General features: G+C 33.7%; 7 protein-coding genes. 3 read left to right on the top strand and 4 right to left on the bottom strand.

Annotated elements, in window-relative coordinates; translation table 11 throughout:
• The first annotated feature begins 1,466 nt into the window (after positions 1-1,466).
• From VK90_RS17535 to VK90_RS17525, 3 genes are all read left to right on the top strand, one after another.
• On the top strand, positions 1,467-3,002 hold the full coding sequence (locus VK90_RS17535) for a replication-relaxation family protein (RefSeq protein ID WP_048374255.1): 1,536 nt from the start codon (positions 1,467-1,469) through the stop codon (positions 3,000-3,002).
• Positions 2,980-3,498, top strand: coding sequence for a hypothetical protein (locus VK90_RS17530; protein WP_048374254.1), 519 nt, complete (start codon positions 2,980-2,982; stop codon positions 3,496-3,498). The genes VK90_RS17535 and VK90_RS17530 overlap by 23 nt, the downstream gene beginning before the upstream one ends.
• A 365-nt stretch (positions 3,499-3,863) precedes the next feature.
• Entirely contained in the window at positions 3,864-4,265 is a 402-nt protein-coding gene (locus VK90_RS17525; protein WP_231595900.1) for a cytidine deaminase, read from the top strand.
• Between the two features lie 363 nt (positions 4,266-4,628).
• Here the strand turns inward: VK90_RS17525 and VK90_RS17520 are convergent, their stop codons facing one another.
• From VK90_RS17520 to VK90_RS17505, 4 genes are all read right to left on the bottom strand, one after another.
• A complete protein-coding gene (locus VK90_RS17520) occupies positions 4,629-6,503 on the bottom strand; it encodes an ABC transporter ATP-binding protein (protein ID WP_048374253.1) in 1,875 nt (624 codons plus the stop codon).
• On the bottom strand, positions 6,500-8,746 hold the full coding sequence (locus VK90_RS17515) for an ABC transporter ATP-binding protein (protein WP_048374252.1): 2,247 nt from the start codon (positions 8,744-8,746) through the stop codon (positions 6,500-6,502). Before VK90_RS17515 ends, VK90_RS17520 begins: the two co-directional genes overlap by 4 nt.
• A 980-nt stretch (positions 8,747-9,726) precedes the next feature.
• Positions 9,727-10,023 (bottom strand): hypothetical protein, encoded by a 297-nt coding sequence (locus VK90_RS17510; protein ID WP_025147668.1) that lies wholly within the window; start codon positions 10,021-10,023, stop codon positions 9,727-9,729.
• A gap of 739 nt (positions 10,024-10,762) precedes the next feature.
• Positions 10,763-12,811, bottom strand: a complete 2,049-nt coding sequence (locus VK90_RS17505) for a sigma 54-interacting transcriptional regulator (protein ID WP_048374251.1) — start codon at positions 12,809-12,811, stop codon at positions 10,763-10,765.
• Positions 12,812-12,882 lie beyond the last annotated feature (71 nt).

The raw sequence follows: 12,882 nt of genomic DNA, 5'->3' as shown, positions 1-12,882 counted from the left end.
ATAAATTAGTAGCAAATATAGCTAAAGCCTTGCGTATCAACGCTTAGCGATTGGTACTAATATTGGTGTCTAATATGTTTAATGCACAATATTTTCATGAAATTCCTTCATCTTCGGCATGTATTTAACAGAAAAACGACGATAAATTAGTGGCTAATATAGCTAAAGCCTTGCGTATCAACGCTTAGCGATTGGTACTAATATTGGTACCAATATTGGTGTCTAATATGTTTAATGCACAATATTTTCATGAAATTTCTTCATTTTCGGCATGTATTTAACAGAAAAGCGACGATAAATTAGTAGCAAATATAGCTAAAGCCTTGCGTATCAACGCTTCGCGATTGGTACCAATATTGGTACCGATATTGGTGTCTAATACGTTTTATGCACCATTTTTTCATGAAATTTCTTCATTTTCGGCATGTATTTAACAGAAAAACGACGATAAATTAGTGGCTAATATAGTTAAAACCCTTGCGTATCAACGCTTCGCGATTGGTACCAATATTGGTACCGATATTGGTGTCTAATACGTTTTATGCACCATTTTTTCATGAAATTTCTTCATCTTCGGCATGTATTTAACAAAAAAAAGACGATAAATTAGTGGCTAATATAGTTAAAACCCTTGCGTATCAACGCTTCGCGATTGGTACCAATACTGGTGTCTAATATGTTTAATGCACCATTTTTTCATGGGATTTCTTCATCTTCGGCATGTATTTAACAGAAAAACGACGATATATTAGTAGCTAATATAGCTAAAGCCTTGCGTATCAACGCTTTGCGATTGGTACCAATATTGGTGACTAATACATAAATATTAAATTTCGTAATCAATACATTTGTTCTTAGGCATCTGATTTATTTCTCTTCATAGATCCTCTTCTTTACAAGTCTTGCTATCTTCTTTTCGTCAAATGTATATATACTTTGAACTTACTTTTCTTACATAAGAATTTTTTATTTAATACCTTCTAATGAACTCTTTTACAATCATCTAAGAAAATACAAATAAATCGACTCAACCAGCGATATCCACTCATACTTACTTTCATAGACTTAGGTTCACATATCTAGGCATATGAACCTAAGTCAATTTTTGGGTCCATATCTTATATTCACATACCATCTGGTTCAATAAACCTTTTAATATCAACTGTTTTGGTATTTCCTCACTTCATTCCATCGAGCGAAATTACAATGCTTAAAAACCGCAACTTAATATATCTAGAAATCCCTTAAAATATTATATATTTGTGTATATAATGCCTCATAACTCCCAATGCAAAACTAATGATTTTTTCAACCTTTTTATTATCTCAAATTCGGATTGAATTCTGTGCAATAAGAAAAAATACTTTTACTGATTCTTTCTTCAATCATATTTTTCTTATATATTAAATGGGTTTTACACTTTTTACCAAATTTCAATATCTAAAATTTAAACTGTGAGGTGCTTTATGAGAAAAGAAGATTGGGTAATAAAATACATTACGGGGGCAAATCATTCTGGAATGTATCTAGGTGTAAGTGATATCTATACATTGTTTTTTTTATATGAGCAACGGTTGTTGACTGTGAGGCAGCTTCATACCTTCTATAATCACTATCATGAACAACCAATCAACTATAATGCCTTAATTAATCGTCTTAATAAGATGGTTAAATTGAGGTTTATAAAAAAGGCTAATTACTACTTAAAAAAAAGACATGGCTTTGAAATGAGTATATACTCTATTGGTGATAAAGGACTTTACATTCTTGAACATGCTGGATTCATTACAAACAGAAAAGAAAACCCACATGTTGGGAGAAGACAATATGAACATACTCTTGGTGTAAAAGAAGTAGTTATTCGAACCATTGATTTAGAAATTAAAAGAAAAGGTTGGTTTTGTAGTCAAAATGGAGAAAATCTATATGTTTTTAAAAAACTTATAAATGAATATGGTATTTCAAATGTATCTCCATTTTCGAGATGGTCTAGTATCCCAAAGTTTATTTATGAATCTGAAGAATGGGGAGAAAACGAAAATATGGAGCGAGGAGCGAGGGACGAACGTATGTATGGTAAAGACGATGTACTTTACAGCATGCAACCATTTTCTATGTTTAAAGATATCAAGGATGACGACGATAATTTGAAGCCTGATTGGATTTTTCGTTTTAACAAGCATCAACTCAGTATAGAAGTTGACACCGGTTCTGAACGTAACCCTGTCATTGTAAGTAAAATTAAAAAGTATATTAGATTAGCAAAACTCATGCCAACCATACAGCATCATGTCATTTTTGCTATTATTGATAATTCATATCCTACAATTTCTGAACACAGTTCGCGAAAACAGCGAACATCAAACTTAAAAGAGCTGATAAGAGAAATCCCTGAATTAGCTACATCTAACCTGCAAGTGTATGTTACACCTATGAGAAGAATCCCGGCTGTGATGTACCAAGTATTAAACAATGCGCGTAATACTATGAACAATAACATTGATTATTATAAACAATTAATACCACGGCTGAATAATTCTTTAGCATTCTCATATAACACCAATTTAATAGAATCTAAAGAACTGCTAAAGGACCATGGTTTTTACCACCAAGGCTTTTTAACAACGAATTTACCTGTATATCATTTCCAAAAAAAAGTTACACAAAATGCAGTTGGGCTATTAGAATTTAGGGCTATCGTGACTAAAATGATTGAAGGTAATGTAAATAGTTATAAAACGCTAGCAGAATTATCCCAGCTGCTTGCAAAAAACAATTCACATGAGGGAAAGTGGGTGTTTCCAAGAGATACTAAAATCATCGCTATTTATCCTAATGAATTACCTGAAACTGAATCATCTGTTCTGCACGATATTTTTCACTCTTCAATTTCTGATAATGTCATTCTAGTACGCGAGGAAGATATAAAATCATTCAATCCTCAATTTTATGACATCAGACAAAGGGAGTTGAAACAATTTGAAGATTTTTTCTATCAATAATATAGACTATAAAAAAGTCTATTGGTTTGTCATTTGCCTAATTGGTTTATCAGCACTATTTTCCTTTAGAGGAATTGTTAAATATATCTTATTATGGTTTATTCAATTAGGCTTTTCACCTATAACTATTCCAATACTTATAGGTGATCCATTAAATATTCCTTATTTCATTGAACCAATATTTTCATTTGGTTTATTTATTATTACTTGTCTAATGTCTACAAAAATAAAACAATTACAAGAGCTAAAATATCGTTATGCAGTACTTCTTATATGTTTCTCAGGTATAACTTTTCAGTACTTATGGTCATGTAGTGCATCAATCGTAAGGACACTACTCCCTTACTTTTGCTTAAAGAAGGAAATGCTATTTGTCCCTAGCCTTGAAATGCAAAGTGCATTTGTACAAACCTTCGATAATCTTATGTTATTTATCTTAGCTTTCCCGTTAATTTTCTTATTCTTAACCTTACTATTGGCTTTTCTAATTGATTAACGCACATTGGAAGAAAATTAAAAATTTATCATTTTAGCCAAGAAGACAGCCCAATCCAAGAACCAGAGTTTTTTGTCTGTTTATTCCAAAATATTTTCTTTGTCGGAGATTAGAAAAATTATGGTTTCAATAGTAACAATGATTTGGATTAAAGAACTGTTGAGTGATAATAAAGTCGCTTAAAAAATATTAAAATCATTTAAAAGATAATAAAGTTCTTCAAAAAGATGGTTTGAAATTAGATGTTCATTCCATTTTTTTGTTTGTGTTGGTGTGATAAAAGAAAGAATATTTCGATATAATAAAATCAAAATTTGGGCAGAAATGAGGAAAAGAAATTGAATATTGAGTAACAATTATATGATGTGGTGAAACATTTAATTGAACAAAGATATCCAAATGATTGGGGTGGAGCCGCAGCGATTCGTGTAGAAGATGGAACAATTTATACAAGTGTTGCTCCGGGCGTAATAAATGCTTCAACAGAACTTTGTATGGAAACAGGTGCAATTTTAGAAGCACATAAATTTCAAAAGAAAGTTACACATTCTATTTGTCTTGCAAGAGAAAATGAGCATTCTGAATTAAAGGTAATATCGCCTTGTGGTGTATGCCAAGAACGTTTATTTTATTGGGGACCAGAAGTACAGTGTGCGATTACAAATTCTAAACAAGATATTATTTTTAAACCTTTAAAAGAGTTGCAACCATATCATTGGACAGAAGCATATCATGATGAAATGGTAAAAGAATGGAGTACGAGATAGGGGGCTAAGTTTAATTATTTGCCTGATGAAAATTAAACAACTTTATTATTTTTAATAAAATTATAGTATGAAAGAAAGGCTACCTTTTTAAACATCTTTAGTAACCAACTATCTATTTAACAGATAGTTGGTTACTTTATTTCTACAATCGAAATTATATGACTTTATTATCTCTACACAATTGTGGAAAAGAAGTAAAAGATCGATACTTATTAATTATGTCTAATATGTATCGATCTTTATTTTTGTGACTTTTTCCAATTAAGGTCTTGATAAAATAGATTTTCAAAACACGCTCTTTTCTTTCGTTCTTTTATCACGGTTAATAGCATTAATTTGATCAAACTTTATTCGAAACCTACATTAAGAAGCATCCGCACCTTCAAATTGACTATTATAAAGCGAAGCATAAAAACCATCAGCCTTCAATAACTCTTCATGATTACCTTGTTCTACAATATCCCCGTCTTTCATGACAAGAATTAAGTCTGCATCACGGATTGTTGATAATCTGTGAGCGATGATAAAGCTTGTTCTGCCTTCCATGAGGTTTTCCATCGCTTTTTGGATGAGTACTTCTGTACGAGTGTCAATGGAGCTTGTTGCTTCGTCGAGTATTAATATTTTCGGATCCGCTAGAAGGGCGCGGGCAATTGTTAGTAGTTGCTTTTGTCCTTGGGATACGTTGCTTGCTTCTTCGTTTAGTTCCATTTGATATTTATTTGGTAATGTTTTTACGAAGCTGTGAACGTGAGCTGCTTTCGCTGCTTCAATTACTTCTTCGTCGGTAGCGTCCAGTCTACCGTAACGTATATTTTCCATGATGGAGCCGTTAAATAGCCAAGTGTCTTGCAGTACCATACCAAACATGTTGCGCAGGTCTTCTCGCGTGAAGTCTTTTATATCGTGACCGTCGATACATATTGCACCGCTGTTTACGTCATAGAAACGCATTAACAGTTTTACGATCGTTGTTTTACCAGCTCCGGTTGGTCCGACGATTGCTACTTTTTGTCCAGGCTTAATGTTAGCTGAGAAATTATTGATGATAATCTTATCTGGATTGTATCCAAATTGAACATCTTGGAAGGTAACTTCTCCTTGAACTTTTTGCAGCTTCACTGGATTTTCTGCTTCTGGCACTTCCTCTGCTTCTTCTAAAAATTCGAAGACTCTTTCTGCAGCAGCTGCAGTGGATTGAAGTACATTCGCGATTTGCGCTACTTGAGCGATTGGTTGCGTAAAACTTCTAACATATTGCACAAAGGCTAAAATGTCTCCAACTGCGATGGTTCTTTTTACCGCAAGCCATCCGCCTAAAATAGATACAGCGACGTAACCGATATTACCGATAAATGTCATAATCGGCATCATCATTCCAGATAAAAATTGAGATTTCCATGCGGAGAGGTAAAGGGTATCATTTACCTCTTCGAATTTTTTTACTTCTTCTTCTTCTTTGTTAAAGGCTTTTACGATATTGTGACCACTATAAATTTCTTCGACCTGACCGTTTACGTGTCCTAAATATTCTTGCTGAGATTTGAAGTATTTTTGTGATTTCTTTACGACTCCCATGATAAGAATCATGGATACTGGCAATATTAAAAGCGCCACTAATGTCATTTGCCAGCTGATTGATAACATCATGATAAGTACACCGATGATTGTAATAACGGATGTGATGATTTGCGACATACTTTGGTTTAAAGTTTGGCTCACCGTATCTACGTCATTCGTAATTCTCGATAATACTTCTCCGTGCGTTGTTTTATCAAAGTACTTTAGCGGCATACGGTTAATTTTTTCATCGATTTCTTTTCTGAAGTTATAAGATACTTTTTGGGCTACTCCAGAAATAATGTACCCCTGGATAATACCAAACGCAGTGCTCAGTAAATATAATCCAAGGAGTAAAATGACAATGTTTCCGATATAGGTAAAGTCAATAGCCGCACCGGGTGCTCCTGATACTTTGCTTACGAGTCCTTCGAAAAGTTTTGTTGTCGCATTACCTAAAATTTTTGGACCAACGATTGTAAAGGCTGCACTACCGATTGCGAAAAGGATAACGACTAAGATTGATAATTTATAGGGCTTCAAGTATTGTAGAAGTTTATTCATCGTTCCTTTGAAGTTTTTTGCCTTCTCAATCTTTCTCATGCCGCCGCCCATATGACCGCCACCACCAGGACCAGGGCCGCCTTGTCTTCTATTTTCTATTTTTCTATCACTCATGATGACAACTCCTCTCTTGAAAGTTGTGATAAAGCAATTTGCTTATAAACTTCACAGTTTTCCATAAGCTCTTCATGAGTACCAGTTCCAACTATTTTTCCTTCGTCAAGTACTATGATCTTATCGGCATTCATGATTGTACTGATTCTTTGGGCAATAAGTAAAACAGTACTTCCTGTAATCTCATTGTTTAAAGCTCTGCGCAATGCTGCGTCTGTCTTAAAGTCAAGAGCTGAGAAACTATCATCGAATATGAAGATTTCCGATTTTTTCGTAAGAGCACGCGCAATAGAAAGTCTTTGTTTTTGACCACCGGAAACGTTCGTACCACCTTGTGATATTTCTGTACGGAAGTTTTCAGGTTTCGCTTTAATAAACTCCATAGCTTGCGCGATTTCTGCCGCTTTTGCGAGTTCTTCTTCAGTTGCTTCTTTCTTGCCGTATTTCAAATTACTCTCGATTGTACCTGAGAATAGAACTCCTTTTTGCGGTACATAACCAATTTTCTCTCTTAATTCCTTCTGAGATACTTCTCTAATATCCGTGCCATCTATTAATATTTGGCCGCTTGTGACATCGTAAAAGCGTGGAATTAAGTTGATTAATGTTGATTTACCACTACCTGTACTTCCGATGAAAGCTGTCGTTTCACCAGGTTTTGCAGTAAAGGTGATATTAGAAAGCACATCTTCTTCTGCACCTGGATATCTAAAGCTAACATTTTTAAATTCAACGTAACCTTTCTTGTCTGAAGCAAATGTTTTCGGCTCTTTTACATCACTAATGGTAACGTCAGTATCTAAAACTTCTGCGATACGTTGTGCGGAAACTGAAGCACGTGGAACCATAATAGATACCATTGAAATCATTAAGAAGGCCATGATGATTTGCATTGTATATTGCATAAATGCCATCAAATCACCAACTTGCATATGTCCCATATCCACTTGGTGTGATCCAACCCAAATAATAAGTACAGTAACGGCATTCATGATAAACATCATCATTGGCATCATAAATGACATTAAACGGCTTACAAATAAATTTGTTTTTGTTAAATCTTGATTTCCTTTTTCAAATTTCTTTTCTTCATGTTTTTGATTATTAAAAGCACGAATAACGAGCATACCTGTTAAAGATTCACGAGTGATTAAGTTAATTTTATCTACTAACTTTTGGATACTCTTAAACTTAGGAATCGCGATGCTAAATAAACCAATGACTAAGCTTAAAATTGCGATTACCGCAACTCCGATAATCCATCCCATTGAAACGTCTGTAGTTAGTACCTTAATAATGCCGCCTATACCTAAAATCGGTGCATAGAATACGATCCGAAGCATCATAACCATAAGTGTTTGCACTTGCTGGATATCATTTGTACTTCTTGTGATTAGAGATGCAGTGGAAAACTTATCAAACTCCGCATTCGAGAAGTTTGTAACTTTCCGGAATACTTTCTTTCTAAGGTCTCTACCTAATCCAGCAGCTACTTTTGCAGCAAGTAAACTCACGATAACGGTAGCTGCCATACTTACTAAGGATAAAAGCAGCATTTTCCCGCCGGAAGTAAGAATATAATTAGATTGAAGCTTATCAATATTGATACCGATCTTTTTATACTCATTCTCAATGAATGAAACGGCTGATTGTGTTACCATGCTACCTGGCATATTCTTAAACTTTTCATCTGCCTTTTCTTTCATTGCATTGATTTGATCTTGGGGAAGTTTCGCAATGACTGCAAAAGGATCTGTATTTGGCGGAAGCTTCGCTGGTGTTTTGTTGTCACCTGTCGCAGCAGGAGGGAAAGCAGATGGGCCGCCTTTTTCAATTCCTTGTGTAATTAACATTGGTTTCCCAAAGATATCGTTAAGTTCGTTAATTGTATTTTTATCTTCAGTATGTAGCTTATAAAGTGGTTCTTTATCAAGCTGCGGATAATCTTTCAAGTCATTTTTTAGTTCACTTTGAGAGAGGCTGTTCTTATCTAAAAGTGCATAGTTGTCAGCTACTTTTTTCTTCTCATTTTCATTCATAAAGAGCGTAAGTTTATCCATTTCACTTTTACGAATAACCTCAGGTACTGCATTTTCTACACCTTTTTGTTGAATCCCTACATTGACAATGTTAGACATATAGTCTGGCAGTGATAGATCGCATACTGCCTGCACAGTTAAAAGACATACAACTGCAATGATGGAAGCAACAAATGGTTTTAAATGTTTGATGATCTTTAACATTTAATTCATCTCTCCATTTTCCTTGTCTAATTTTTTTAGTTTTTACTCCGTTTCACTCCTTTATTCTTCGTATTCTCAGTAATTCATTCTAGCAGCACTTTACGTATTTTCGACTACAGATTAATTTTATGACTATATGAAGATATGATGCAACTTTTAGGGGAGAGAGCAGGTCATGTTTTGTTCTGTATACCAGTGATTTATATGTTTTTTAAATCTAAAATAAAAAAGCAGATTGGCGGGGGCGGTGAATATAATGAATGTATTACTTGTACACTACTTTTCTACTTTACTTTTTCTCTTTTTTTTTGACTAAAATGTTAACAAAAAACAATCATTTTCATTGTTTTTTTGTTGAATAAATTTTGAAAGCAATTTTTAAATCTAAAGAAAGGAAAAAAGGTAGCAAATGAAAGTAAACATTAAAATTATTGAAAAACTTAAAGAAGAATCTTGTACCTTTTACATTCACATTTTTTCTGGTTTAAAATATATTATTTGCGACAATCAAAGCGTACATTGATGTTGCAATTTTATTCGGACAGGCATTATGTCACCACAATTGTCGTGCTAAATACGAGTACGTACGCGTATGTTGAACAAAACTTAACATCTGACGTTATCCACAATAGTATATGCTATATTATTTATTACCAGTCAATCGCTGTAAGTAAGAGCTCACCCTCAGAACTTCAACACGGTCTGAATAATCTCTTCCATGCATGAAAAACGCGCATCGTAACCTACACAATCACAACATAATATTTAGCGGTGAGAAGTGTTGTTTTCACTACGCATATCTTGAGGCATCTGTAATAATTACTTTCAAAAGCTTCTCATATCTTCAGTTTTTTATCATAAGAATACGTTGGAATTTATTGATATGATCGATTTAATTTAAAACAGATCGCCCGTAATAGGCGATCTGTTGTTTTGCTAGACTTGGCAACTGCTATTTTTTAAATCACCTCATATTGCGTTTAGTTTAAGTATTGAGAGTAAAAGAATAGTAATAGAAAAATTAATGTTTTGCCGAATAATTTATTAAATAAACTTAAAGGAATAAAAAGTTCTCCTATTGTAAGGCTTTTGAGTTTATTCCTATTTGATCTTTTTATTAATTCTTTAAATGTTTGGAAGTTTATTCTATTAACAAAAGACCAACTTGGCATAGCTTTTGTATTTGAATCTATTTTGAAAATTATATGAATACTAGGAAACTTAAAACCGCTTATAAAAACAATAAGCATAAGCCCTAAAATAACTAACCAAGTCATTTCCAACACCTCCTTCCAGTATTTAATATTAAGATATTAAAACTGTTAAGGAAGTGTGCTATTGTCCATGTGAAATATTGAGAAATTGTTGCAGAAACGTTGAGAATATTGTAAGGCTGTTGATAGTAAGGTTGTCAATTACACCTTGACATATTTATGAAGAAAGCCTAGATACAAAAAAGAACAAACAGATCGACCGTAATAGACGAATGACTTTTTGGGTTTATTTATTAGCGTAAGCTGGGGGGGATAAATAATTAATATGAAGTAAAAATATTGTGCCATCTGCATCTTCGTAGATAGTGGGGTAACGCTTGTTTTCAATATCTACGGAGATGCAGACGATTATAACTGCGTATTTGAAATAAGGACTTATATCGCTTGGTAAGGTTTTTATAGTAGTAAGTTTCACTTTTTTTAGATCTCACATTACTGTGGAAATATCTCTACTTAAAGCACAAAAATCATTGTTTAAAAATCCCCGAAAGACATGCTGCCATTTAAGAAATAGGCTGTTTTATCGCATTTTTTTGTTGGGATTTTTATTGCGAGGTATAACAAGGGAATTAAAAAGAGAACAGTTGCGTAGACTGTTCTCTTAAGGAGCGGAAGTGCTGAACATTTTTAATGACAATGATTCAAGTATTCCGTTAATAGTATGTGCATATGTTTAAAATTCATGCAAGAAGGCAGTTATAAACAAAAAAGCTTAGAATTGTACTACACCGATGATAAGTAATCAAAGGTTACGTTCTAAGCTTGTGGTTAGAATCTCCAAACCTTTTCTTGTTAGATTAATTCCTGCCCTACCTCTGTTTGTTTGCAAATACCCTCTAATTTTCAAGAAATTCAAACGATGTCTAACCTGTGCCTCAGATAAATTCATTTCGATTTCTTGGCTCTTTTCAGAAATAATCCTTCTTCCAATTGCCTTTCCTCTTTCTTCATAATTCATGATGAGGTTAAGGATGAAAAATGATTCTTCATCAAGAGCGGTTGAACTTGAATAAAGGGGCTGTCTATTCTCGACCTGGTCGCTATCTGTTTTCCTATGTGGAGGTTTTTGAAAATAATGCTGATTAGGCAAATCATTTTTTGTTATTTGGTTTCCGGTACGAACAGCAAACATATAATCTATGGTATTTTTAAGTTCTCTTACATTTCCATACCATGGATATTCTTGAAGTTTTTCAATTAATTCTTGTTCAATTTTGACTTTAGGGTTCGATAGGGAAACAAAATGTTTAGCTAATAATTCAATATCATTTCGACGAACCCTTAATTCGGGAAGGTGTATAAAGAGCACCTTAAGTCTATGGTATAAGTCCTCTCTAAACACATTTTCTCGAATCATTTTCAGTAGATCCTTATTGGTTGCTGCAATAATCCGCACATCTATGGGGATGATTTGGCTTCCACCAACACGCATGATCTCTTTTTCCTGTAATACTCGAAGTAGTCGTGCTTGAAGTTTAAGACTAATATCTCCAATCTCATCTAAAAAAATAGTGCCACCATTTGCTTGCTCAAATAATCCCATTTTTCCGCCCTTTTTTGCTCCGGTAAACGCTCCGTCCTCATAACCGAATAATTCACTCTCGACTAAATCATCCGATAAAGCACTAAAGTTAACGGCAAGAAAAGGGCCGCTATTTCGAAGGGAAGCATTATGAATGGCGCTTGCAAACAACTCTTTTCCGGTACCACTTTCACCTTCAATTAAAACAGCTAAATCAGTCTTAGCTAACCTTTTGGCAATTTGTTTCGTTTCTTGGATAGGAGAGCTAATCCCAACGATATCATGAAAGTTGTATTTTGCTACGTATCCTTTTTTGATAAATTCTTTTCTCAATTTACGTTCAAATCCAATGGTCTTAAGGGCATTTCTAAAAGTAACAATAATCGATTGATCATTTATATGCAGACGTTCCACTATGACATCTAAGCCGTTTACAACAAATATACCGCTTTCTTGTTGCTTATTTGAAAGGATGAGATTTACCAAATCAATATTATCAATAATGGCATCGATAGGATGGCCAATAGCATTTTTGCTTTTTATTTTAAGCATGTTTTCCAGCAATTCATTAAAGACAACAATCCTTCCTTTATGATCAATAGCTAATATTCCATCACCAACACCATCAATAACTTGATGAAGTTGTAGATGAGCTTTAGCTAGATTCTTCGTTAAATCTACTATTTTTCGATAGTATCTCTCAGAAACATGGTTACCTGATTCCTCCATTAAATGAAATCGATCTAGAATGGACATGATTGTAGTAATATCTATTAATCTATGACCGATATTAATCACTTTTTCTACAAAGTCGGGGATAATTTCAAGTTCGCCAGGTGTGATTGCAAGCTTGATCATTTGTGTATTCGTTTTTCCAGGATAGTATGGGATATATTCAATATGGTTCAGCCCTAATTGACGCATAGTTTCAATAGATTCATATACTGTTTCGTGATTATCATTCACATATAGTGCTTGTGTTCCTTCCGGCAAAAATAAAAGTTGGTCCACGTTTTCATAATTTAATGTTCGTTTTGCTATTATTACTTCGCAGTTTTCCCCTATAAAGTCTTTGACCGTTTCTATAGTAAATTTATTAGGTAATACGATTAATGTTGAATGAAATACTTTTGGAATATTTTCTTCTACAGAAAAACTTTCTATATCTATGAGATCACCTACCATCTCCGTTAGTTGTTGATGTAGGGCTTTTCGTGTTTCTTTTAAAACGGTAATCAATACAATGTGATTGTTTTCAAATTCGCTCATAGAACACCTCTTAGTTGAATGTAATTGGTCTAAAGTTGGTTATTAATTGGTTATTATATAACCAATTAATA

This window comes from Bacillus sp. LK2, assembly GCF_001043575.1.
GTDB lineage: Bacteria > Bacillota > Bacilli > Bacillales > Bacillaceae_G > Bacillus_A > Bacillus_A paramycoides.
The sequence above is the reverse complement of the archived record's forward strand: the minus strand, read 5'-3'. Positions and strand labels throughout refer to the sequence as shown.

Excerpts from the sequence above, each read along its gene's own strand:
- VK90_RS17505 (WP_048374251.1), bottom strand. The coding sequence starts at position 12,811 with ATGAGCGAATTTGAAAACAATCACATTGTATTGATTACCGTTTTAAAA.
- VK90_RS17510 (WP_025147668.1), bottom strand. The coding sequence starts at position 10,023 with ATGACTTGGTTAGTTATTTTAGGGCTTATGCTTATTGTTTTTATAAGC.
- VK90_RS17535 (WP_048374255.1), top strand. The coding sequence starts at position 1,467 with ATGAGAAAAGAAGATTGGGTAATAAAATACATTACGGGGGCAAATCAT.
- VK90_RS17515 (WP_048374252.1), bottom strand. The coding sequence starts at position 8,746 with ATGTTAAAGATCATCAAACATTTAAAACCATTTGTTGCTTCCATCATT.
- VK90_RS17520 (WP_048374253.1), bottom strand. The coding sequence starts at position 6,503 with ATGAGTGATAGAAAAATAGAAAATAGAAGACAAGGCGGCCCTGGTCCT.